This is a genomic window from Kolteria novifilia, assembly GCA_007748055.1.
GTDB classification, from domain to species: Bacteria; Planctomycetota; Planctomycetia; order Kolteriales; family Kolteriaceae; genus Kolteria; species Kolteria novifilia.
In genome coordinates, this window is sequence record CP036279.1 from 4,294,755 (window position 1) to 4,319,480 (window position 24,726).

General features: G+C 61.6%; 18 protein-coding genes. 7 read left to right on the plus strand and 11 right to left on the minus strand.

Annotation, left to right across the window (positions count from 1 at the left end):
- Positions 1-7 precede the first annotated feature (7 nt).
- Complete coding sequence (locus tag Pan216_RS15735; RefSeq protein WP_145259196.1) at positions 8-1,450, minus strand: hypothetical protein; 1,443 nt, start codon at positions 1,448-1,450, stop codon at positions 8-10.
- A gap of 517 nt (positions 1,451-1,967) precedes the next feature.
- Between Pan216_RS15735 and Pan216_RS15740 the strand changes: the two genes are divergently transcribed.
- Positions 1,968-3,278, plus strand: coding sequence for a hypothetical protein (locus Pan216_RS15740; protein ID WP_145259198.1), 1,311 nt, complete (start codon positions 1,968-1,970; stop codon positions 3,276-3,278).
- A 96-nt stretch (positions 3,279-3,374) separates the two neighbouring features.
- Here Pan216_RS15740 and Pan216_RS15745 read toward each other — a convergent pair whose 3' ends face one another.
- On the minus strand, positions 3,375-5,369 hold the full coding sequence (locus Pan216_RS15745) for an ArnT family glycosyltransferase (RefSeq protein ID WP_145259200.1): 1,995 nt from the start codon (positions 5,367-5,369) through the stop codon (positions 3,375-3,377).
- A 477-nt stretch (positions 5,370-5,846) separates the two neighbouring features.
- Between Pan216_RS15745 and Pan216_RS15750 the strand changes: the two genes are divergently transcribed.
- On the plus strand, positions 5,847-7,883 hold the full coding sequence (locus tag Pan216_RS15750; RefSeq protein ID WP_145259201.1) for a hypothetical protein: 2,037 nt from the start codon (positions 5,847-5,849) through the stop codon (positions 7,881-7,883).
- An 812-nt stretch (positions 7,884-8,695) separates the two neighbouring features.
- On the opposite strand, the gene Pan216_RS15755 is transcribed toward Pan216_RS15750, so the two are convergent.
- Positions 8,696-10,948: a matrixin family metalloprotease gene (locus tag Pan216_RS15755; RefSeq protein ID WP_145259204.1), complete on the minus strand. Its 2,253-nt coding sequence runs from the start codon at positions 10,946-10,948 to the stop codon at positions 8,696-8,698.
- Positions 10,949-11,365: 417 nt separating this feature from the next.
- Between Pan216_RS15755 and Pan216_RS15760 the strand changes: the two genes are divergently transcribed.
- The 4 genes from Pan216_RS15760 to Pan216_RS15775 all read left to right on the plus strand — a co-directional run bounded on the left by Pan216_RS15760 (position 11,366) and on the right by Pan216_RS15775 (position 14,477).
- Positions 11,366-11,605, plus strand: a complete 240-nt coding sequence (locus Pan216_RS15760; protein ID WP_145259205.1) for a hypothetical protein — start codon at positions 11,366-11,368, stop codon at positions 11,603-11,605.
- A gap of 66 nt (positions 11,606-11,671) precedes the next feature.
- Entirely contained in the window at positions 11,672-12,532 is an 861-nt protein-coding gene (locus Pan216_RS15765) for a TatD family hydrolase (protein ID WP_145259208.1), read from the plus strand.
- Between the two features lie 137 nt (positions 12,533-12,669).
- A complete protein-coding gene (locus Pan216_RS15770) occupies positions 12,670-13,305 on the plus strand; it encodes a 3-keto-disaccharide hydrolase (RefSeq protein WP_419192587.1) in 636 nt (211 codons plus the stop codon).
- A 254-nt stretch (positions 13,306-13,559) separates the two neighbouring features.
- The gene (locus tag Pan216_RS15775; protein WP_419192588.1) at positions 13,560-14,477 is read left to right on the plus strand and encodes a DUF1559 family PulG-like putative transporter; all 918 of its coding nucleotides are present in this window, start codon (positions 13,560-13,562) and stop codon (positions 14,475-14,477) included.
- Positions 14,478-14,725: 248 nt separating this feature from the next.
- On the opposite strand, the gene Pan216_RS15780 is transcribed toward Pan216_RS15775, so the two are convergent.
- From Pan216_RS15780 to Pan216_RS15815, 8 genes are all read right to left on the minus strand, one after another.
- A complete protein-coding gene (locus Pan216_RS15780; protein ID WP_145259210.1) occupies positions 14,726-15,916 on the minus strand; it encodes a hypothetical protein in 1,191 nt (396 codons plus the stop codon).
- Positions 15,917-16,171: 255 nt separating this feature from the next.
- Positions 16,172-16,927 (minus strand): Bax inhibitor-1/YccA family protein, encoded by a 756-nt coding sequence (locus tag Pan216_RS15785; protein WP_419192589.1) that lies wholly within the window; start codon positions 16,925-16,927, stop codon positions 16,172-16,174.
- A gap of 238 nt (positions 16,928-17,165) precedes the next feature.
- Positions 17,166-18,590 carry a sigma-54-dependent transcriptional regulator gene (locus tag Pan216_RS15790; protein WP_145259212.1) on the minus strand — a complete coding sequence of 475 codons (1,425 nt, stop codon included), beginning with the start codon at positions 18,588-18,590 and terminating at the stop codon, positions 17,166-17,168.
- A 128-nt stretch (positions 18,591-18,718) separates the two neighbouring features.
- The gene (locus tag Pan216_RS15795; protein ID WP_145259214.1) at positions 18,719-19,579 is read right to left on the minus strand and encodes a phosphatase PAP2 family protein; all 861 of its coding nucleotides are present in this window, start codon (positions 19,577-19,579) and stop codon (positions 18,719-18,721) included.
- Between the two features lie 102 nt (positions 19,580-19,681).
- Positions 19,682-20,122, minus strand: coding sequence for a carboxypeptidase-like regulatory domain-containing protein (locus Pan216_RS15800; RefSeq protein WP_145259216.1), 441 nt, complete (start codon positions 20,120-20,122; stop codon positions 19,682-19,684).
- 101 nt (positions 20,123-20,223) lie between these two features.
- On the minus strand, positions 20,224-21,180 hold the full coding sequence (locus tag Pan216_RS15805) for a DUF1559 domain-containing protein (RefSeq protein ID WP_145259218.1): 957 nt from the start codon (positions 21,178-21,180) through the stop codon (positions 20,224-20,226).
- Positions 21,181-21,383: 203 nt separating this feature from the next.
- Positions 21,384-22,340: a DUF1559 domain-containing protein gene (locus tag Pan216_RS15810; protein WP_145259220.1), complete on the minus strand. Its 957-nt coding sequence runs from the start codon at positions 22,338-22,340 to the stop codon at positions 21,384-21,386.
- 177 nt (positions 22,341-22,517) lie between these two features.
- On the minus strand, positions 22,518-23,762 hold the full coding sequence (locus tag Pan216_RS15815; RefSeq protein ID WP_145259222.1) for a hypothetical protein: 1,245 nt from the start codon (positions 23,760-23,762) through the stop codon (positions 22,518-22,520).
- Between the two features lie 174 nt (positions 23,763-23,936).
- Here Pan216_RS15815 and Pan216_RS15820 point away from each other — a divergent pair, with 174 nt between their 5' ends.
- Entirely contained in the window at positions 23,937-24,674 is a 738-nt protein-coding gene (locus Pan216_RS15820; protein ID WP_145259224.1) for a ZIP family metal transporter, read from the plus strand.
- Positions 24,675-24,726: the final 52 nt, after the last annotated feature.

Consider the following 24,726-nt stretch of genomic DNA (forward strand, 5'->3'; position numbering starts at 1 on the left):
CCCCCCATCAACCGACAATCGTCCACATCGCGAAGAGCAAGCCGTATGCAACGGCCCCCACGAGCGCGATTCGCTGCGTCATTCGCTCCTCAAGGAAAACGCGTACCCCTCGCACCACTCCCCACGATGCCGCGACGAGAAGCGCGGGCACGAGGGGAACGGTGAAGCGGTCGGAGGTCGCGATCGGCAGATACCAACCGAAGAATCCCCAGAAGAAGAGCAGCCACCAAAAGAGAAGCCGGCCCCGCAGGCCCCCCTCGCGGTCAACGAGCATCGTCACGATCGCGATCGCGAACAGGAAGCTCCCGGGAATCGCTCGGGCGGATTCGAGGGGTACCGGGCCGAGCGACCTGACCAGAACAAAGCCCTCGACCACCAATCCCTCGCCCAACCGCCGGAGCGTTCCCCCCGCGCCGTGGCGCGACCAATAGTGACGCGCGTTGTTGATCGTGCCCAGATCGGGCTCGGCCCTTCCCTCATCAAACGAGTCGGCAAAGAGCAGCTTCGTGTTGAATGAGTGCAGCGGCGAGCCGTACGCGCGAATGTTGCGCACCAGCAGTGGCAGCGAGATGACGACGAATCCGACGACCAACAACGAGGCCGGCACCAAGCGTCGAGCGAGCCCACGATCGCCGACAACCAACGCGTGCAGGAACGTGATGACCAGCGGAAAGAATGCCGACGCCTTGGTCAGGTATCCCAAGCCGAAGGTCGCTCCGATCCCCATTGCGCCGTGCGGGGTGCGCATCCCTCCCCAACAGAGCTGCATCCAAGCGAACGTCACCAGGAGGGTAAGCAGCGACTCGCACGCCACGAGCGAAGACGATGCCGCCAAGGCTCCGTTGACCGCTAAGAGCGCCGCGGTCAGGACTCCCGCCGTGGCCCCGAAACGGCTCTCCGCGAAGAGGGCCGCGACAAGCGTTACCAACATCCCGAAGAAAGCGGAGAGGTATTTTCCGAGCGTGAAGGACGGATGGCACGCGAGCAACACACAATAGATCGGATGGCGGTTGTCCTCGAGGAATCGCCCCGAGAAGAGATCGACAACGTAACCGCTCCCACCGAGCTCGCGAATCTCGCGCGCGACCCGAAGATAGTCGGCTTGGTCGTCAACCGCTTGAACGTTGGCTCCGACGAGCCGCCAAAGGATCGCTCCCTGGCAGAGCAGAAGCACCACGAGAACGGGAACGAACCAACGCGTCCGGTCGCGCTCGAGTTGGAACGAACGCCATTGAGCGGCCACTCCCATCAGCGATCGCCACGAGGGATCGGGGAGAAAGGCCCCGAGCAGAAACAGCCCGGTCACCGCCAGGGCGACCAGCAGCATGGCCCCACTGGCGAGTGATTGATTGAGGACGATCGGCCGTGCGCTGCCCCGAATCGCGATCGCGACGACGAACCCGCCCGCAAGGAGCGTCAGCAAGGCACAACACCAACGTAGCAACTTCAACGTGAATCCCGTTCCCTGGTCAACGCACGGCATGGAGAGCTGCGCGGTCTCCTCGTTTGGTATGGCCTACTGGGTTCCGGATTGGCTAATTCATTGCCCAAGAGATGCTTGGGTGCCTTGCCCACGCTCGCAGGAGGCATGCGGGAAACGTCTCTGATGGTGCAGACTCCCGCACGATTGGGGATCGAAGTTTCATGCAACGAACTTGCCAATCAGTGCCCTAGCGTCGCTCTTCTCCTTGTCGCTGTCCAGTCAACTCGCCGATCCTCGGTGAGCGTCGCCGTCCGCGTGGCACCTGGGGAGCGTGAACTTGAGTCCGAATCATCCCAAAACGATGGTTCGACGCCGAGATGCCGGCGCAACCCCCATCGCGGGCAGACTCCTTGGAACGGGGATAACCACCCGGTTCCCAACGGCGGTATCGCGGACGACGGGCAGTCGCGGCAATCGAGCAGCAGCCGCCGATCGAGCCTTGCCGATAGATCGGTTGGTGCTCTCCCAACACAAGGATGTCAACATGCTCATGGATGCGGCCCCGCGACGGCGGGCGAACGGCGCGTTTGGCCGAGGACGGATATCGCTGTGGTTGCTCGGCTTGGCGGTCCTGCTGCCCAGCGGCGGATGCACCTCCCCCAACTGGAATACGATCCCCGCTCAGGGTCATGTCGCGGGACGCTTCATCGACACCACCGTCGACTCCTATTGGGCCAAGTATTATCTTGAGAACACCCTCAACGGTCACCGGGTCGACCCATGCATGGACGCCCGCATCGACAGCGCCGTCGAGCGCTCGCGAACGAGTATCCGCTGTTCCCAGACCCTCCAGTGGTTGACGAACTGCTACTCGACCGACTTCGCCGCCCTGGTCTTCGCCAACGATCTGGCCCACGATCCGCACAGCGCGGAGCTTCAGCGGCTCTACCTGCAGGAACGCGACGAGATCAAGGTGGAAGGACTTCGCGATCTCGAACCGCCGGCGATCGACCGCTCCAAGGTCCTCTTCGTCTTCGTCCCCGGCTGGTTCTACGAGAGCATGCCTAAGAATGACGCCGACTTCTCCGAGGAACGAGCGTTCCTTGAGGAACAAGGTTGGTCGACCGAACTGGTCCACATCGGCGACAACACGTCGGTGGAGAAGAACGCCCACATGCTCGCCCAAGCTCTACGTTGCTACCACCGCCGGGGCGTCAACATCATCCTGATCAGCACGAGCATGGGCGGTCCCGAGACCGCGATGGCGTTGGGAACGCTCCTCTGCCCCGAGGAAACATCGAACATTCTCTGCTGGATTAGCATCAACGGCGCCATGCGAGGCAGCCCACTGGCGGACCGCGCGATGCGGATTCCGACCCGGTTTCTGGTAGCGGGATACTTTCGCTACAAGGGATGGGGCGGCATGGCGGGCATGCGGAGCCTAACGACCAAACGCAGCATCAAACGCTTTAGCCACGTCCGGATTCCCGAGCACATCGTGCTTGTCAACTGGATCAGCATTCCGCTTTCCGGCCAGGTGAGCAAGCAGGCCCAAGGTGGCTACAAGTACATGCGGAAATTCGGCCCCAACGACGGAATCATCATGTGCAACAGCGAGTTCGTCCCAGGCGCCGCGATTCTCGTCGGTATCGGCCTCGATCACTTCTTCCGCGATCCCGATCACGAGGCGACGATCCTGGCTTTGACGCGAGCGGTTCAGCAATACACGGTGCTGAAGAACCCGGCCGCCGCCGCCCTGGCGCCGAACGTCGACATGATACCCAGCGGCTCGACGAACATCGTCCCGGTCCCGCCGCTCACGCAAATGCCGCTCGAATCGCCGAAGCTCCATTGACCACTGATTGGCAAACGATCTCGGGTGCCAGCGGACTCACGTTCGTCGTGGGCATGCCAAGGGGCGACATCTTCTCGGCAAGCTCTCCGCGGCAGGTCAGCGCCTGGTTGATGTCTCACCCGTGGCCAGTTGAGCGTTGATCTCCGGAGCTTCGTTCCTGACCCAACGCGTCACCACGCAGCCCTTCTCCGAAAGAATCTTCTGCTGGACGGGGCGAAAGACATTCTGCCGCTCGAGCAGGTCCAAGAGTTGCCGGTAGTGGTCGAAGCCTCCGAAGTAGAACTCCGAATCGTCCTCGATATCGACGAGCACGACCGAGTCGGCATCGGTTTTCTCAAGCCACTGTTGGAAGCGTTCGAGGTTCGAGGCGTACGATGCGGAGAACTTCCTAACGCGGCATTCCGGCGCGTTTTTGTCCGGAAAGCGCTCCAAAAACGTCCATTCCGAGAAGCTTTGGAACGGAAGTGTGCCCAAAATGGCCACGTTTTCGTCATTCTTGACCCAAGGAAGGTACACGTCCGCCACTTCTAGACACGTCCCGGCGGCAAAGTGCCCACTCTCCGGCGAGTGCCCGTGATCCAGCCACGCTGGAGCCTGGAGGATCGCCAACCCCGCGACCGCCGTCCCTCCGACGAGGACCGGAGCCGCTCGAAGCCGCTTGCGAGGCACGAACGCCACGACGCCGGCAACACCGACTCCCGCGAGCACCCAACCGGCGGCGACCCAGGAATGGGCCATCCGGCTCTTTCGGTTGCCGTGCTCAAACGTCGCTAACGCCGACAGGCAAAGAAAGAGCACGACCGCGATGCCCCCCGAGCGCAGTCGCCCCGAGAAGAGCATTCCGATCACCGCCAACACGAGCGCCGCCAGGGCCAACCCCGCGCTGACGTGGTAGTCGGTGCTGAGGTGGTGAGCGTAGAACTTCGCGCCCGCCAGGATCCCCCCTTCGCTGTTGACGCCGTTGACCGGACTGATGTACCAAATGAAGTATCCCAGTCGCTTGGGAACGAGGAACCAAATCCCGATCGGCACGAGGTGCCACCAGACGAATCGCCGCCCTTCACTGCCGATGCGGTCCCAGATCCATTCGCCCTCCTCGCGCCACGCGAAGTAGGTGCGAGCGAGAAACGCGACGTAGGTCGCGAACCAAAGCCGATAGGCCTTGCCGCTGATGTCCATGTCCTGGCCGAGAATCGTGAACCGGACGTTGCCGTGCAACAACACCGCGACGCTGACGGCGAAGAGCCCGAGAAAGATGTAGTTGGCTGGCCGACGCGTTTGACGCTTCCACCAACCAGACAGCGTCCCATCTCCTGTCACCGTGCGAAGATAGGCCGCAATCGCGATGCGTGACGACCAGAGTTCGGCTCCGATCAGCGCGATCGAGATCAGGAACCAGTAGTTGTACTTGAGGAAGAACAGCAGCGTCAGCGAGAGCCCCAACCAACGGACGTTGGCCGACGTCCACTGCTGCTTGGCTCGCAAGTAGCAGTAAAGGGCGAGCATCGAGAAGAAGGCTCCCATCGCCTCGAACATGAAGTCCGTCGCGAAGACGCGATGGGCCGGGCTACTCAGCACGAATGTGACGGCGGCTAGCCCCGCGAGATTGGGGAACTTCGTCACGCAGCGCCGCGCAACGAGGAACGTGAGCACCACCGTTCCCGCCCAGGCGATCAAATTGGGAATCACCGCCCAGCGAAAGTCCGGTCCCGAGATCGCGACCGCAGTTCCGATCACCAGCGGATGCAGCGGCGGCCACGTCCGGATTTTGCTCAAATGACGCCCGAACGCGACCAAATCGCCCGAACGAAGGTCAATTCCGAGCCGAAGTGCGGTTAAATAGTGAAAGTTTCGGTCACAATCGACCCCGTGCCAACGCTGCCGGGGCGACTCGGCGAACTGAGCGAGTAGCCAAACCGCCAGGCACGCGGCTGTGACAGCCACCACTCCGAGCAGGATTCGATCGAAGAGCCTCTTGCGAGCAGGTTGCTCATCGGCCGAGGAGGTCTCCGCGGTCTCAATGGCGGGTGATGGAAGCTGGCAGCTCATGGTGGTGCCACCCTGTGACGTGAGTTGGGGATTGGCGATCATCGCGATATCCAGTCGCTGCGGAAATAATCAACAACGACGTTTTGTCAAGCGAGGGAAGTGAAAGCCTGGTCATTAGTTAGGCGGAGAACTCCTCACTTCGTCCCCAGGTCTCCCACTTCTCCAGTCAGAAGACGCTCCACGACAGGAAGCCCTTCGTCGACCGCACCGATCCGTAAAACAGTTCCGATTGCGCCGTCCCAATCTTCCCAATCAACCACGAAGACCGGCGGAAGAGGACAGGGAAAGCTGTCGAATCTAGGCGAGGAACGCCGATAGACCCCACTGACGGGATCCGGGGAACCTATCTCCGATGCCGTCAGGTCTACAGTGTTAGCGCAGCTAGGAGGGCTGGCTAAGGTGGTCGCATCTCGGAACCGAAAACCTATTGCTCGTTTCGTCGTTGGATTGTTGACGACCTGTTTGGTCGCGGCGACCGAAGTCCACGCCCAATCCCCCGCCCCTCGCTGTGCGGAACCCATGGGTGTCACCGGTCAAGCCAGAGGCGCCTACGCGCCGCCGCGGCAAACCAAACAGGCCCCGTGGGCTCTCTACGGCTCAAGCCACCGACTTCCCGCTCCCAAGGGCTGGCAGCGTCTACCGGGTCAAGCCGGTCCCAGCGCCCAGCGACAAGGGGGACGTCAGGACGGCATGCCCCAGTTCTGGGGAACCGTTGCTCCGACGTCCCGTCGGCGCTACCCTGGCGAGCCGATGCCTATTCACCTCGCCAGTCAGGGACGGATGGCCACGCCGCCAATGCCCTCCCCGATCGCTCCTGGACAACCGGGAGTTCCGGGAGCCTATCCTGGCGCTCCGGCACCGTTCCTGCCCCCGGCGATGATCGCCGAGCTTCCCAAGAGGCAAGCGGGCCCCGCCAACGCCGCGAACCAGCCGATCGCCGACGAGCAACTTGTCGAATCGACCGACTCCCAGGAGACGCCTGTCGACATCGCGACGAGCGACGATCAAGAGATCATCATCCTCCCCATGGACAGTGATTGCGAAACCGCGGGAGGGGCCAAACGTCTCGCCAGCAAGATCGCCAACGCCATCAACGGCGGCTGCGTGCCGGCTCGCTACCGCACGGCTCCCAACATGATCGGCGACACGTTCCAGCCGATCCGCCAGGTGAGCCTCCCCGGAGCGACCAACGGTGATCCCGCGACGCTGACCACGAGCCAGATGTTCAACTCCTCGATCAATCCGCCACCGGTCCTCGCGGAGGACGCGGTCCTCGGGCAGACCTACACGATCTCGGTTCCCGGAGTCGGACAGGTGCAGGGCCAGTGGACACAGCCGATCGTCCAGTCGGGCCCTCCCGGATCGACCGATTTCGATCCCGCGTTCGTCGTGACCGCCAATGCGACGACGCTGGCGGAGCTCAACGCGCGCCTCGCCGCGAACAACGAGGCGATCAACGGACTGTTGATCACGGCCGAACGAGCCGTCGCCCCCAATGCCCAGGCCGTCGAGTCGACCTTGACGCCCACCGGCACGGGGTTGGCGGTCCAAGAGGATCCCTTCGGTCCTCCCTTCTTTCTCTACCGGACGTCGTATGGCTTGGTCCTCACCAGCCGGGTGCTGATCAACCTTCCCGGAGCGGCGGCCTCGGCGATGAAGGTCTCCGAGAACAACAGCCCGGTTCCGCAGAACCGCGTCTACTTCAGCTACAACAACATCGACAACATGCGGTACACGCTCGACGGGACGTCGGTGCAGCAGTTCACCCCCGGCTTCGAGAAGACCTTCTTCGAGGGACTCACCTCGCTGGAAATGCGGTTCCCGATTTCCTCGACGCTCAGTCGTGACATGATCCTCGACGGGATCACCAACGACGGTGAGGGTGCCTTCGGCAACATCGGGGTAATTCTCAAGGCCCTTATCTACGAGACCCCGACGCTGGCCTTCACCGGCGGACTCGGCATCGGCAATCCGACGGCCGACGGAGTTCGTCTCAACATGGCCGACGGCACGAACCTAGTTCGCGTCGACAACAACGCGTTCCACTTGCAGCCGTTCCTCGCCATGCTCGAGTCGACCGAGGACGGGTTCTTCTTCCAAGCGTTCGCCGGGTTCGACTTCAACGCGAACAGCAACACCGTCTACGCCAACACCAACGGGACGGGGCTGACCAACATCGGCGAGCTTTACGACCAGAACCTGCTCTTCCTCGACGCCCAGATGGGGATGTGGCTCTGTCGCAGCCGGACCGGCTGGATTCGTGGCATCGCGCCGCTGTTCGAAATGCACTACACCGCGACGATGGGCGACGCCGACCGGATCAGCAATGGTCCCTTCGTCGTCAACAGCTCCCCGGGCCGCTTCGACATCCTGACGCTGACGGCGGGTATGAGCGCCGAGCTGCCGGTCAACTCGAACCTGTCCTTCGGGTTCACCTTCCCGGTCAAGAGCGACTCGCTCGCCGATCGGGAGTTCGACTACGAGTTCGGCCTGCGGCTGAACAAGTACTTCGGCCAGATGAGTCAGCCCAACCCGCTGACGAACAACATCTACTAAGCCGGGTTTGACATTATCGAAGAAGAACGCCCGTCCACCGATTGCTGGACGGGCGTTTGGCGTTTCTTGAGGTCGGGTTTCGTTCGGCGAGTTCGTCGACCTATCCCAAGGGAAGTGTTCCTCCCGCCAGTGTCCTGATTGGCAAGTTCGTCAGTTGGAGTCTTGCCCCTCAGATCGTGCGGAAGATTGCCCAATCACAGGCGTTTTCCTGATGCCCACGACTTGCCGTGGGCATGGCCCCCAAGAGTCTCTTCGTCAACGCACCAACCAATCAGGACACCAACGTCTCGCGTCGGGCAACAGCCTGACCCACTGGTCGGTCTACGCCTAAATGTCAGGCTACGGGGTTCCCCTCTCCCCGTGGGAGAGGGGCTAGCAGCCCGTTGATCTATTCGCTGCCGGCTACGAACGGCTCTCTTGACCAATCTCGGCGTTGGAAAACCTCGACGAATCTACGGATTCGCCCGCGCATTTCCTCCTTGATCTTGGCCAACATGGCTCGTTCTCGCCTTGGCCCGCTTAGATCAACGGACTGCTAGGGGTGAGGGGGCTTTATCTCGAAGAATTGCGTTATTCTCCCGAGTCGTTCGTCCCCTCACGCGGCTTCGCTCCGCTCGCCGACCTCTCCCCCAGGAGAGCTGATAGGAGCATGACACACACTGATGGGTGAACCACTACGGCACCACGCTTTCGTGGTGGGTCACGTCGCACCGTGCCAACGAACAACGCCCATCCACCAGGGAGGCGAATGGGCGTTGGGTTGTCATGTTGTCGTTGAGCCGTCCGCTCGGCGAACGGGCTCGTGCCTGCCGTTAGCGGCTCCGATCGGAGGTGACAAAGAGTTCATCCTCCTCGGATTCGTCCTCTTCGCTATCAACGTCGTCGGACGCGGTGTCGACGGATTGAACACTCGTCTGCGGGAAGAAATCGGTCGTCGTGCGTGTGACGAAGAACGTGCCGGCGAAGGGTTGATCCCCACCGATGCCGAACTCGAGGAAGACGTCGTTGTTGATGCTAAAGACGAAGTCATTGTTGAAGTCGGCGTAGAAATGCGACCCGCGATGAACGCCGACTTCCGTCGTCCCGTCGCCATCCCAGTCGGCGGTCAACGGCGTGTCGTTGCCAAGCCCGAACGCGAAGAGCAGATCGACTCCCTCGTCGAGATTGAAGTTGAGGTTGGTGTCGATCATCCACATGCCGCCATTGAACACGGCCAGGTCGTCCTTGCCATCACCGTCGAAGTCGCCGGGCACCGGCGTCGTTCCCGGGGCACCCCCGAAACGTCCCACGCGAACGCTGACCGCGTCCGAGAGGATGCTGTTGGGAATCTGCCAGACGCCATCGGGGCGATAGATGGCGATCTCGTCCAAACCGTTGCCGTCGAAGTCACCCACGACCGGCGTCGCGAGCGGACTTCCCAGACTGAAAACGATGTCGACGTCCGGGTTCCAGTTGTAGTCGCCGTCGAAGTCGATGTAGTACGTTCCGTCCCGGCCGACCGCGACCTCTTCACGACCGTCGCCGTTCCAGTCGCCCATGATGGCGACGTCGGTCGCGAGTCCGAACTCACGAGCCATGTCCGACTGCGTGAACAGCCCATCACCGGAAACGTCGACGAAGAAGGTCGCTCCCCGTCTGACCGCCACGTGACCGTTGATCGTCGCGGGCAGATCGACTCCCGGAAGGTCGAACGAAGGTCCGCCGGTGCCGACCTGGATGAGTTGGGAGATGGTATTGCTGACCGCGGTGGCGTCGCTGACGACAAACTCGAGGATGCGCCACGCGGAGACACCGGTGAAGTTGCTGTAGGTCACCGACCGGAGGGCTTCGCGGTACTGTCCGACGGTCGCTGTTCCGCTCAAACTGAGCACGCCGGAGGCGGTGTCGAAGAAGCCGGTGATGCCGGAACCTTCGGGCGCGGTGAACTCCAGGAAGTCGACCCCCTGCTGGTAGCCGCCATCGAGCAGATCGAACTGCTTGAAGGTGACTTGGGCCGAGGTGATCGCGTCGCCATCGAGGTCGGCGACGAGAATCGAGCTATCGACGACCACCGGGCCATCGAAGTTGTACTCGAGCACATCCTCGGCGACATTCGAGAGAATCGGCGGGTTGCCCGTCGGAGCCGGCGGCGACGGGGGCGAGGGCGGCGAGACCGGAACATCGGTGATTTCCCAACCGAGGTCGATCATGCCGGCAAAGTCGAGCTGGGTGAACTCGCGACGTTCGCCGTCGCTGATCGCCGGCGTCATCACCGCCTCTTGAGCGGTTCCGCTGGCCGTGACGCTCGTCGTGCCCAGGGCCCAGTGGCCTCCCCCGGCATCGGTGGGCACCGGCCCGCCGAAGACGGCGGTCGAGGAAGCGCCGAAGAACTGCTGGTTGTTGATCAAGTTGTCGAATGAGTTGGCGAGCCCGAACCCGAGGGTATGGCCGATCTCATGCACCGCGACGGTGAAGAAGTCGAACTCCCCGGAGTCCAATCCGTCGGTCGTGGTGCCGAAGTGCCACGAGACGTCGGTGTTGAAGGTGAGCTGGCCGCCCCAATTGCCGAAGTCGGTCTGTTGGTTGACGGGCAGCAGCGCGCCGGCTTGCCCACGGGCACGGACGGTGTCGGCGAACTCGGCGGTGCCTCCATCAATCGTGAAGCGGCCCGGTCCGCCGATACCGAGGACGCCGTCCTGGTGATCCGCGGCTCCGACGAAGATCCGAATGGTATCCGCGGTGATCGTCAGGTTCTCGCGTTCGACGCCTTGGGTGAGGTTGGCGGAACTGGGATCCTGGAAGACGGCGGTCCACTCGTTGGTGTCGGTGGGGAGAATCGCGGCGAGTTGATCCTGGAAACGCTCTTCGAACACCGCCGCGGCGGCGTCCATCGTCTGACGCACCTCATTGGTGAAGAAGCCGTTGTCGAACTCATAGTCGAAGACGATGTCGATCGCGGGAACGCAACGATCCTCAAGTAGCTCAAGACCGGTCCGCAAGCCACCTAGGAAGTGCGCTCGGCGCGATTTGGTCAGAAAAGACGGTCGACGCTCGGGACACTGTCCCTTGAAAAGATGGTTGCTCATAGGGTGTAACGTCCTGTGGTGTTATCAAACGCGGATCATTCGACACTAAAGCCGCGAAGTCTGCGCGTCAAATGAACTCCCCCCAGACATCCGGGGTTAGCCATTTGCTGGAACCATTACTTTCGGAATGATTCACCGAACGCCACGCGGTGACCCCTCAGTCTGCGCTACGCCCTAATACGTAGCAGACCACGCAGCGTTGGAAAAATCACTCGAAAAACCTCAACGATGCTCCAAAATCACGTCGGCTTTGCCCGAGCGAGAATATTGACCGGGGCGCCGGAGCCCCTTACGCTAGAGAAAACCAACCGACTACTTCATCGGGACAAGTCAGGGAAAAACGACCCCACGATGCCGGGACCGACTCCCGAGCCGTCGCCTTGCCCCGCCCCAACATGGTTCGCGAAGGACAACACGATGCTCACTCCTGCCCAAGTGCTCGACGAATATCACCTCGAGGTCCGCTGCAAGCTCTTGGAAATCGCCGCGATCTTCGATCGCTACGACCGAGCCGGTGCGGCCTTCCCTGACGAGCGAGCCGACGACGATTTTCGCCACGAGCGCGTCCGGGCATCCCTGGAAGTCCTCGCCAGCGACAAGGAAAACGCCTCGCGCGCCGAAAAGTTGGCTCGCATCTTCTCCGGTCCCGTGGACTAGTCAGCGCCACGCGAATCGTTTCGATCACGTAGCCCGTCATCAAGACCACAAGACACAAGGTGCCGCATGTACATCATTCAACCGCACTATCACGCGATTGCTCGAACGGCCCAAGATTACGAACGCATGGCGATGTCCGGCGTCGTCGCGGTCGCCGAGCCCGCCTTCTGGGCGGGCTTCGACCGAAAGTATCCCGAGACCTTCCTTGATTACTTTCGACAAATCAGTGAGTTCGAGCCGACCCGAGCAGCCGATTACGGCATAAGACATTTCTCTTGGGTGGCGGTTAATCCGAAAGAGGCGGAGAACCTTACCCTCGCTCGCGAGGTTCTCTCCCAGATGGCCGAGTTCTTCGACAATCCCGGCGTCCTCGGCGTCGGCGAAACCGGGCTGCACAAGAGCACGTCCAACGAGATCGCGATCCTTCAAGAGCACGTCGACTTGGCGATGAAGCACGGTCAACTCGTCCTCATCCATACGCCCCACCTCGACGACAAACTCAAGGGAACCCTCAAAGTCCTCGACGTTCTCCGCGAAATGGACGTCGATCGCGACCGCATCTGGATCGACCACGTCGAGGAACACACCGTCAAGGCGGTCCTCGACGAAGGCTACTGGGCAGGGATGACGATCTACCCGCTGACCAAGATGACGCCCGAGCGAACCGCCGACATCCTCGAGATTTACGGCCACGAGCGACTCCTGGTCAACTCTTCGGCCGACTGGGGCCCGAGCGATCCCTTCACGCTTCAGGCCTGCATCCTGGAGTACAAGCGCCGCGGACACAGCGAGCAGGAATGCCTCGAGGTCTTCCACAACAACCCCGCTCGTTTCCTCGGCCAGAACCCGAAGTTCGACATCAAGCCGATCCGCTTCGAGTCGTTCGACGAGCTTCCCGCCAAGGCGGCCGTCGCCTCCAGTACCTAGTCGCCTCCAGCCCAACGGGCGATCAATCAGCTCCTCCAGCCCACGATCAACAACCGGCCCGCCCTACCCCGGCGGGCCTTCGAACGAACCGATGTATTGAGTGTTTCTTCAAGCGCAACCCAAGGGGCCCGAACGGAATGATCCGAATGCTCTTCCCGATCCTCACGACCGCCGTGGTGCTGGTTTCCGCTCCCCTCACGCGGGGTGGTGAGACAAGCGAGGCGACGAAAGCCAAGCTAAAGAAGGATGGATTCGTCGAACTCTTCGATGGCAAGTCCCTCTCCGGTTGGGACTCGGTCGAGAATCCCAACGTCTGGTCCGTCACCCCTGAGGGCGCGATCAAGGGGGACGGCCCACGCAGCCATCTCTTCAGCCCGAAGGAGTACACCGATTTCCACTATCGCGCCGATGTGAAGATCAACCATGGCGGCAATAGCGGCATGTACTTTCGCACCAAGAAGGAAGGCGGCTGGCCGACCGGCTACGAGGCCCAGGTCAACAACACCCACAAAGATCCCAAGAAAACCGGCAGCCTCTACAACATCAAGAACGTCACCGAACAGCAGATTCCGGACGACACGTGGTGGGTTCAGGAAGTGATCGCCAAGGGCAATCGCATCATCATCAAGGTCAATGGCAAGACGGTCGTCGACCATGTCGACCCCGAGAAGCGACACTCGAAGGGACACTTCGCCCTACAGCAGCACCATCCCGGCAGCGTCGTTCAGTACAAGAACGTGATGGTCAAGGATCTGGCGAAGGACAAGAACTGAGCGGAGTCTGCCGTCACTGCTGATCAAACGACGAGCGGGGGCACTGTCCCCCGCTCCGAATAGCGCCACCTTTCCACCTCTCCCGCGTCGTTGCTCGAGTGAGCCTTTCGGGTCCGCGAAAGCGATTTTCTTCTCGCCTCGCTCCCCTTCCCTCGCATCAATTCGCCCCGGAAATCGTTGCTCGGCGGCGGGAAACATGCAAAATAGGCTTCTCTTCCACTTCTTCCTGGATACGCATACGGGGCCCAATGCGCATGTACCGAAATCGATCGTTCCGCGCCGCGTTCACTCTTGTGGAACTCCTGGTGGTCATCGCGATCATCGGGGTTCTGGTGTCTCTGCTGTTGCCCGCCGTCCAACAGGCCCGCGAAGCGGGTCGGCGCATGCAGTGCGGAAACAACCTCAAGCAGCTTGGGGTCGCGTTGCACACCTACGCGGAAGCCCATGGCGTTCTGCCGCCGGGAGGCATGTGCGACAACGAACTCTCTTGGCTCGTCATGATTCTCCCGATGACCGAACGCCAATCGCTCTACGATCAATTCAGTCTCGTCGCCGGTCCGTACGAAGGGAGTGGTGGTACCGGTCCAGGCAAGAACGAACACGCGCTCAACCGCATTCCGACTTTTCTCTGCCCCACCGCGTCGAGCGATCTGGCGAACTACAACCCGGAGCGGATTCCCCCGAACACGGGAACGTTCCCCTACACGACCCACTACTACGGCGTCATGGGGCCGATTGGCACCAATCCCGTCACCGGCAGCGCGTACACCAGCGACTCGCGCGGCTCGGCGTACGCCAGCATTGCTCAGCAAGGGATGCTCTATAACGACAGCTCGGTGCGGTTCGCTCAGGTCACCGACGGGCTATCGAAGACGTTCTTGATCGGGGAGACATCGTGGACCGGTTACGACCGCTACCGGTCGTGGGTCCGGGGCTGCGACCCCTATTCGAATGGGCTCGCGATGGCGGCGGCGAAGAACGCCCGCTACCAACCGAGCGGGTTCTCGAACATCGGCGCCTTCAATGAAGGGGCCTTCGGAAGCAATCACCCTGGAGGTGTCCACTTCCTCAACGCCGATGGATCGCTCGTGTTTTTGAGTGAGAATGTCGACTTCGAGACGTTTCTCGGTCTCAGCAGCCGCAACGGCGGCGAACCGGTGCAGTTGGACTGACCGTTCGCCCCTTGTCGATCCAAGGGCGTCAGCGGACCTGGCTTGGGAAATAGAGAGGATCTCTTCCTTCCCAGTGACCGGGCGGCCTCGGTTGCTTGCCAGCCGAGGTGGCGAAGCCACAAGAGGCTCCGGATGACACGGTCATTCATGCACGACAACGAACACTTCTCTTGGCCGCTACGCTTCCCCAGATGGACAAACAATCTGGGCCCAACCAAGCATCCCAGTGCTCCCTCTTCGCGAGCGGCTTAGTTCGCGTTCTGCGAGGTGACGGCTTTGCTCGGCGCGGGCTCGGTCGAGTTGGCGGTCCCCTCCTTCGCCTTGGGCTCGGACGGGCGTCCCACCATCTGACGATTGAAGAGCGCCGGATCGAAGGGATCGGGCTCGGGAGCGGACGGCACCACCGGCTGACGGTCGACGGCGAAGCCATCCCCGCGTGGCTTCGAGGTGATCACTCTCGTTCCCCCCGGACGCGTGGGACGACCGATGAACCGCTGGCGTGGGATCGGCATCGACTGCGAACCGCTCCGCACGAGGGGCTCGCTCGCCTCTTGCTCGCTGGGCGCCGCGATCGGTAGTGACGTGTCGTAGTCATGGGTCGTCACGACATGCGCGACCCAATCTCTGAGTTCACGATAGTTGGGATCGTTGACGCCCGCCATCGGCGGAACCCGGCGTCCGCCGTGAGCTTCGAGCGCGAAGTAGAGAATCGGGCTCTGTTCCGGCCGCTCGAAGTCGATCGCCTGCTTGACCGCTTCCAGATTGCGGGCCGTGAGACGCTGCTCAAGCCCGTGTCGTCCCAGTGGCCGGCGATAGAGCCGGAACTCGCCGCGATAGAGCGAACTTCCGTGGCAACCGGCGTCGGCACACCGATTGACGAGAAACTTCTCGAGCTGGACGTAGTTCTCAAAGGCCTCGTTCCCGTGGGCCAACTGAAACGATTCGATCACCGCGGCGGGATCGGCCATCACCACGTGCCGGCGTCGCGGGCGAATCTGATGGTCGGGGCGGACGCTGCGGCGCGTCTTCTTGGTCATCCGGCGAAGCCAGAGGGCCGCATCCTCGTGAGCGGGATCGAGCGAGAGGACGTGGCGTAGCTCCGATTCCTTTTGATCGGTGAGCTTGTTCTTCCCGCACCACATCGCCAAGCGGAAGTGTGCCTCGGAGTCGTTGAGGGGAATCCGCGTCTTCTTGAACTCGTAGAGTTCGACCATCGTGTCGGCCACGAGGGCGACTTGGTCGCGCGGGAAGACGATCGTCCCGCCGGACTTGTGGACCGCGACGCCATCTCCTTCGCGGAAGACGTCTCCCTCCATCACCCGATCGTTGGTGAGAAGGACGAACCGCGTCGTCGCCTCTTTCGCGTGGAGCGCCCAGGGACACGCCACGAGCGCCAGCAGCGCGACAACGCCACGAGAGTGTTGGATGAGAGTATTCATGGTGCCGGCCGATAGCGTCGCATTCAAAACGGGTCAACCCCAGATTGCCTGGAGCCGATGGCATACTCGCTCATCCGTCAATCGCCCGTCCGTCAATGTCTAGCGGAGTCCAATCAATGGGAAATGCCCGCATGCCGGTCGCCGACGTAGCCGCGACGCGGCGGCCGGGGCTACCCAGAATGGTTGGAACCAAGAAAAACAACAGGGCCGCACGTGGCGGCCCCGAAGGTTGATCGTTGAATGCGCGACGTCTGCTTAGTCGCGGCTCATGAAGAGCTGGAGCACGTACCAGAAGAGCAGCGCGACCGAGGCGAAGAGCGCCGTCGCCGCACCGACATACTGATCGGTCCGGTAATGATGCAACACCCGCGAGGTATCGTAGAGGATGTAGCCGGAGGCCAGGACGATCATCCCGACGGTGAACAGGATACCGAGGCTGAACCCGAAGATCGCCGAGGCGATGATCAAGCCGAAGACCCCGAAGGTCGCGATGGTCAGGGCGGGAGCGAGGAAGGAGAAGTCCTTCTTCGTGACGAAAACAACCATCGACAAGGCCGCGAAGATCGCGATCGTCACCACTCCGGCGGTCGGTAGGATTCCGTACGGAACCGACTCCGTCGCCCCCATGCTGTTTGCGAGGTAGATGATCGGCGCGAAGATCAGCGATTCGGCGATCACGTAGAGACCGAGTCCCGCGTACTGCGTCTGTCGCGATCCGGAGAGCGACATGTTTCGCGCGACCGTCGCGACGAGGACAAAGGCGCCGAGCACGAGAAGCCATCCCCAGCCCTGGCCGTAGGTGGCGAGCATGCGCAGCAGCGTTTCGGCAATACCACTCGACACGAAGACAGCTTCCAGTCCGACGAACGCGATGACCGCACCCGAGAGATGGAAATAGGTCTTGGAAATGAACTCCCCACGCAGATCGGCGGGGGCGTCGGCCGCGATCGAGAACCGATCGCTATACATCGAGCCGGGGGCTTCGAACGGATTGTTTCCCGAATAGCTCATCAAGAGGCTCCTGTTATTGCCTTCGTTCCCACGGGGATCCGATTTACGGGACGTTTGTCTTCCTCAAAAATACGGAACGGGCGGAGGGAAGTAAAGATTGTGCTTTCCCCTTCACTGCACCGAATGACCCCGTCGCGCCGCAGCCCCGGTAGAGCCGTGACAACTTCCAAGCGAATCTTCCGCGCAAGGCTTCACGGACCGGCAGAGTCACCGCCACCGAGAAAGCCTTCCAACAAACTCACTCGTCTTCCGAATCGGCCCCGACTGCGGCGGTCTTGCGGCGTCGGTCTGACTTGGGATTGGGAATGTCGAATTGCTTGATCTTGCGGTAGAGGGTCCGTTCGCCGATGCCGAGCATCTTCGCGGCCTCCTCGCGATTGCCTTCGGTCAGCTTGAGGGCTTGCTCGATGTAGTAGGCTTCGACGACGTCGAGCGGCTTACCGACCAGCGACTCCTGCCCTCCACCCGATACGTTCTCCTGAGCTCCCTGTAGCTCGTCGGGGAGGTCGTCCAAATCGAGCCGCCCGTCCTCGTCGATGACGAACATGCTCTCGATCGTATTGCGGAGTTCGCGAACGTTGCCCGGCCAGTCGGCCGAGCGGAGCACCCGCATCACTGCGGTCGAGATGGTCGGCACTGGACGATCGTAGATCGTCGACATGTCCCGGAGGAAATGATCGCACAAGAGCGGGATGTCCTCGCGGCGCTCGCGCAGCGGCGGCAACTGGATCTTGACCACCTTGAGCCGGTAGTAGAGGTCTTGGCGGAACAGGCCGTCGGCGACCATCTCCTCAAGATCACGGTTGGTCGCCGAGACAAGCCGAACGTTGACCGGAATCGGCTCGTTGGCCCCGACGCGCATGATTTCGCGGCTCTCGATCACCCGCAGGAGCTTGATCTGCGTCGACATCGGCAAGTCACCGACCTCGTCGAGAAAGAGGGTCCCGCCGTGAGCATACTCGAAACGGCCCTTGCGCAGCTTGTCGGCCCCGGTGAACGCGCCGCGTTCGTGCCCGAAGAGTTCGCTTTCGAGAATCCCCTCGGAGAGAGCCGCGCAGTTGAGGGCGACGAAGGCCTTGTGCCGCCGCGGGCTGTTGTTGTGAATCGCTTGGGCAACGAGTTCCTTGCCGGTGCCGTTCTCGCCGGTGATCAAGACGGTCGCGGGCGACGGAGAGACCAATCGAAGTCGGGCGAGCACCTCGTTCATCTTGATTGAGTTGCCGATGACCCCTTCAAACCCGAATTTCTCGTCGAGTTGCCGGCGCAGTTCGACGTTGGTCCGGTGCAATCGCTGCCGTTCGGTTGCTTTATCGACCACGGTGCGCAGCTCGTTGATGTCGAGCGGCTTGGTAAGATAGGTGGTCGCCCCCTGCTGCATGGCGCTGACCGCGGTCTGGATCGTGCCATGGCCGGTGATGACGATCACTTCCGCGTCGGGCAATTCCTGGCGAGCCTTGCGGAGGACGTCGAGCCCATCGACCTCGCCCATGACAAGATCGGTGATGACGATCTCGAACTCTTCGGTCTCGATGAGCCGAATGCCCTCGGCCCCGGTGGCGGCGACGCTGCACTCGTAGCCGGTGCGTTCGAGACTCTCGGCCACGGCTTGGGCGTGAGGTTCCTCATCGTCGACGACGAGGACGCGGATCTGGTCTTCAGCCATCCTGGTGTCACTTTGGCATGTTTCGGTTGACCCGAATTCAATGTACATAAACCTGCCAAAATGACAAGCCCGAACAGGGATGCCAAAACACCATCCCTCACAACATATTGATAATCAAGGATTTACGATCAGAAACGGCCTTCGATCGCCAAGCCGCTGACACCCTGCTCGTGGTCGACGTAGGGTTGGAGACAGAGGGACTCGTGCCGTTGGAGGTGGCCCTTCGCGACCGACTTGCCGACGACATAGCCCAGGACCGCCCCAAAGATCACGTCGCTAAGATCGTGCTTGCGGCCATCGATACGTTGCCAGCTGACCAGACCAGCCACCGTGTACGCCCCTAGCCCGATCCAGGGGCCGTGATACTCTTCGATCACCGCGGCCGAGGCAAAGCTCGAAGCGGTATGGCCCGAGGGAAAGCCGCCGCTGCCGCCGTCGGGCCGTCGCGTGTTCCACGCGGATTTGAGCACCGCCACCGAGGCGTCGGTGATGATCAGCGAGCTGAGCCAAGCGCAACTGAACTCGTGCTGGGGAACGTTGTCGGTAATGAGGCTCGTGCCGTAGAGGGTCGCTCCGATGCCGGCTTGCGTGCCGGGATGGCCGATGACGTCGAAGACGTTGTTGAAGCCTCCCCAGCGCCGGGCGTGGTCGGCGGTGTTTTGGCGAACCTCCGCGTCCCAGTTGTTGGCCGAGTAAGCCGCGAGTCCTCCACCCGCCCCAAGGAGGAGACCGTTTTTGAGTGTCACGATTGACTTGGTGTCTTCCCACAGCGAGTGGGGATAGGCGCGGAGGTCATCGCGCAGCCGGGGCGAAGGACAGGTCGGCAACCACTCGGCGGAGGGCTCATCGACCACGGGAACCTCCTCCCAGTCGACGATCTCCTCGGCGACGCTCGTGGACCAGGGTGCGATCAGCACCGCCAGGCAGACGAGCAGCAGCACGATTCGTGAGTCGCGCGTCGGCAGTTCCCGGCCAACCGGTGGGGTCATCGAATCTCCCGAAGTGAGGAAACGGGTCCATCGCCCCGTTTCCCCATCATCGGCCAGCGCGTGGTCCGCACTGGAGGAATTGCCCGGACGCCCCAGCGCGGATCAGTTCTCAAGGACGATGTCGTAGCTGACCTCGCCCTCGGTTACCTCGGTCGTGAGCGGAGTCGTGACCCCACTGCGATAGACGGGAGGGATGTTGACGGGATCGGGGAGAGCCGGAGGCCGCCCGTCTTCCCTCATCTCCCCAATCGGCGGCAGCGGCATGATGACGACGGTGTAGTGACCGACCGGCACCTTGGGAAGCGCGTAGGCCCCATCCATGTCGAGCTTCGCCTGGTGGACTTGCCCACGCGCGGTGTCCTGAAACGTGACAAGCCCCTGGTTCACGGGCTTGCCGGCGTGAACGACCGTCCCTTTGACATCCCCCGTCGGACCAACGTCCACCTCCGAACCACCGCAACCGACCAGCAGCATCGCGAGCGCGGTCCAGGTGACGCGAGCGCCAGCCCATCGCCGGAGCGTTCCCTTCCGTCGGTTCGCCAAAGAGGATCCATGGGAAGTCTTTTCGGTCCCAAAGCCATGGCCGTTGGTCGCCACCTACCTTCTCCTCCCAAGAGTGAGTTCGCCATCATGACCGCCGATCGTCAGTAGTCGCCGAGAACGTGTCCGTCATCGCGATCACACAAATCGAACAGCGTCGAGACGTCCAATGATGTCGAGAGGAACTGGGAATGTCCATCGGCGAATAGAACGAGAGCTCCTCCGGGATGGATCGACTGAATCGGCGTATTGGCCGTGTTGTCGCCGGAGTAATAGCCCGGCGTGCCGGCGGCGGGCGCACTGGGCGTGTTGTGCCCAATGGGGAAGGCGACGGTGGTCGTATTCCAGTTTCTCTCGGGCACCGAGCCATCGCCACTCGGAGAGCGCGTGAACTCACTGCCCATCTGCCCGCCGTAGTTGTACGAGGCTCGAATGTCGTTGGTCCCGTTGCTCGCAAGGCCCGACTGCTCCGCCACCATGATCGTTCGGCTCAGACCGTCGGTGACGTTGGCCGGTCGCGTCGCGGCGTTGGAGTTCATCACCCCTCCGGCGCCGACGGGCCCCCTGGTTCTGGTGTTGTCGACCGTGCTGTGATTGATGGAGCCCACCACCGCGACGTACATCGGCAAGGAGAGGTTCACGTCTTGCGGCGAGAAGTTCCTCAGGTGGGGCAACGGGCTGGAAGGGCAGAACATGTACTCGGGAGCGAAGTTGTTGAACGTCGCCTGGTTCTTGGCCCCCATCGAACCGACCCAACCACAACGACGAGTGAACTCGAGCTTGTCGTAGGTGTTGGCGTGCTCGGTGAATGGAAGGGTATAGATCCACCAAGTGAACTGAAAGTAGTTGAACTCGGACCCCAGCGTCGCCGGTGGAAAACAACCGTGCGTCTCTTGGTAGTTGTGAATCGCCAACCCCATCTGTTTGAGGTTGTTGTTGCACTGGCTTCGACGCGCCGCTTCGCGGGCTTGCTGGATGGCGGGCAACAAGAGCCCAACAAGCACGCCGATGATGGCGATGACGACTAGTAGTTCGACCAGAGTGAATCCTCGACGGCGCATAAACGGTCTCCGCGTGTCAGAACATTGGTTAGCCAACAAGCCCCCCGCTCCAAGCGAGAGACGACACCCTCCCTCGCCGTTTCGCAAATCTCGACCCCTATGACTCGGACGGACACGCCCACCCACGGGATCGACATGGTGACATCGTGATGGCAGTCTTGAACCGCGATCGTTGGTCAACCGCTCGGGCTTGACTCGGAACGTCAGTAGTCGCCAAGGAGGTTGCCGTCATCGCGATCGCACAAGTCGAAGAGTGTCGAAATGTCCAACGACGTCGAGAGGAACTGGGAATGCCCATCGGCGAATAGAACGAGAGCTCCTCCGGGATGGATCGACTGGATCGGCGTATTGGAGGTATCGTCGCCAAGGAAGTAGCCCGGCGTGCCGGCGGCGGGCGAACTGGGCGTGTTGTGCCCAATGGGGAAGGCGACGGTGGTCGTATTCCAGTTTCTCTCGGGCACCGTGCCGTCGCCGCTTGGCGAGCGCGTGAACTCACTGCCCATCTGCCCGCCATAGTTGGACGCGGCTCGGAGGTCGGTCGTTCCACTGCTCGGGAGGCCCGACTGCTCTCCCACCACGATCGTCTTGCTCAAGCCGTCGGAGATCTCGGCAACCCGCGTCGCGACGTTGGAATTCATCACTCCTCCCGCCCCGATCGGTCCACGCGTTCTCGTACTGTCGACCGTCCGATGGTTGATCGAACCAACCGTCGCCACGTACATCGGTAGAGAGAGGTTCACGTCTTGGGCGGGGAAATTCTTGAAGTGAGGCAACGGACTTGAAGGGCAGTACATGTACTCGGGACCGAAGTTGTCGAGGGCCGCGAGATTGTTGGTCCCCATCGACCCGGCCCATCCCGAGTTACGCGTGAACTCAAGCTTCTCGTAGGTGCTGACTTGTTCGGTGAACGGCAGCGAGTAGATCCACCAGGAGAATTGATAATTGTTGGCCCGAGTTCCGAGCGTCGCTGGTGGAAAGCAACCTTGGGCTTCGCTGTAGTTCTGAATCGCCAGCCCGATCTGCTTCAGGTTGTTGAGACACTGACTTCGACGTGCCGCTTCGCGGGCTTGCTGTATCGCCGGCAATAATAGCCCGACGAGAACGCCGATAATGGCGATCACAACCAACAATTCGACCAGCGTGAATCCATGACGGCGCATGACGACCTCCGCGTATCACTTGAAGTGCCTACGAACGTAATCGTCACCCCCCAAATGCGAGGGTACTCCTCCCCAACAGCGTTTGCAATTCCTCGTCCACGGAAATCGAAACTAACTTCGCGTCCAAGGAGCTTCATCCGGCGACGAAGCCCCTCGTGGCCTTCTTCGAGAAGCTCTCTACGGCTTCTTCTTGACGATCTCGCTGATGTCGATGATGTGCATCTGACGCCCCTCGCCCGTGTGGGGAGAGTCGATGCAGATCAGCGTGCCGTCGGGGTTGGAACGCGGATGCGTGTCGCAGCGCCACTCGCCTGAATACGATTTCGGCGAGTGAAAACGCCCGAGCGAGACCTTTTGGAAGGTCGGCACGTGATAGAGATAGACCTCTTGCTCGCGGTCCTTGCCTTGCGGATAGGTGTCGTTGAGAATCCAATCGGTATCCGCGAGGTAGGTGTTGTGACCGTTCTTAGGCATCGCCCCTTCACCGACGAGCTTGATCTCCTTCGTCTTGTCGCGGAACCGCCAGAAGCCGGCCGCCCTCCCCGCCGGTTTCGTCCACGCCAAGATGTGATCGGGATCCTTCCAGATGAAGTGCGAGGTGTTTCCCGATGGATCCAGGACGTACAGATCGCTGCCGTCGGGGTTCGCCGTCACCATTCGGGTTCTGAAGTTCCCTTTCCCGCCATCGGGCCGCCAGCGGTGGAGAAAGACGATGCGCGATCCGTCGGTGTTGTAGAGCAGATGATTGAAGTAGTGCTTGGCGTCTTTCATCTCCTCGGTGATCGGCCCGAGCTTCACGATCTCCGAGAGGGGGACGATGAGTTCGCGGTCGCCTGTCTCGAGGTCGACCCGCCAGATTCCCGACTCGCTCGGAGCCAACTGATCGGCGTAGGGATCGGCCAGACCGGCGTAGCCGTAGCCGGGACGCATGTCGTTGATGCGACGGAAGTCGGACGTGATCGCGCTCTTGCCATCGGGGCTGAGCGTGTAGATCGGCGAGGGAATCGTTCGCATCTTCTTCGTGTCGACGTTGAGAATTCGACAGACGTAGCCGTCCCCTTCCCGATCGTTCCATAGGATTTCGTTCTCGCTGCCGGGAATCCATTGCAGCATGCACCCCTGCTGCCAGCCCCAAGCGTTGCTCTCGCCGAGTTCGATCCAGCGGTCGCCATCCTCTAGATCGACCATCCCAATCTTGATGACATCATCCGCCTTCGGGGAACGGCCTTCGAAGTCGACCTCCATCCCCAGGAGGTAGCGGCTGCTCGGGTCGAACTGGAGCTTGTCGTAGTAGCCGAACCAGTGGTGCTTGGGGCCATGGGTCACGGTCCGAGCCTTTGGGGGATCGGCCGCCAACAGCAGACTCGGGATCAGCAGCCATGCCGCCACCATCGCGGTGACGAGAATCTTCGCGCGTCGCATCTCTCTTCTTCCTTCTCGGAGTGAGTCCGTCCTTCATCGACGCAACATTGTAACGCGGCCGCGCGTGAAAGGAGAGCGGTCATCCAAAACTCGATGCCGATCAACCGAGGTAGCGGTGGCCATGGATCGCGACGGTGCTATCACGACAGGGAAGTCCCTCTTCAGGAGTCCCCAATGGCATCCTTCGGTCAGATCATGCTCTTCTCGTTGATCCCGATCTCCGCGATCGTGATCGGCGGAGCGTTCGCCCTCTACCGCACGATCGGCCCCCAACTGGAAAGCAAGATCAATCACTTCACCGCCGGCGTCGTCTTCGCCGCGGTGGCGGTCGACCTCATCCCAGAGATCACCGACTCGGCACACAATTTTCCCGTTGTCATCGGGTTCGCTCTCGGGGTCGGCGCGATGCTGGCGATGCGATCCTTGCTCGAACGACTCGAGGGAGAGGGTGACGAAGAGGAGAAGGAACGCGACCCGAGAAGCATGCTCATCGCGGTCGCGATCGACGTCTTCGTCGACGGGTTTCTCGTCGGAATCAGTTTCGCCGCCGGCGAGAGTCAGGGGGTTCTCATCTCGATCGCGCTGGGTATCGAACTGATCTTCCTCTCGCTTTCGACGTCGACGATCCTGCTCTCGGCAAAGATCCCGCGAACGAAGGTGATCGCGACGACATTTCTCCTCGCCGGCATCGTCGCCATCAGTGCGGCGATCGGAGGAGGCATCTTCGCGGGCCTCACCGGGGGACCGCTTGTCATCGTCATGGCCTTCGCGTGTGCTGCCCTACTCTATCTCGTCACCGAGGAACTCTTGGTCGAGGCCCACGTGGTGGCCGATTCGACCTGGGCGACCGGGATGTTTTTCCTCGGGTTCCTTCTTATCCTGATGCTGCGTTCGGGACATGCGGCAGGCTAGCAGCCCAGACCGGTCCCGTCTTCCGTCAACGGACTCTTGGGCGCATGCCCAC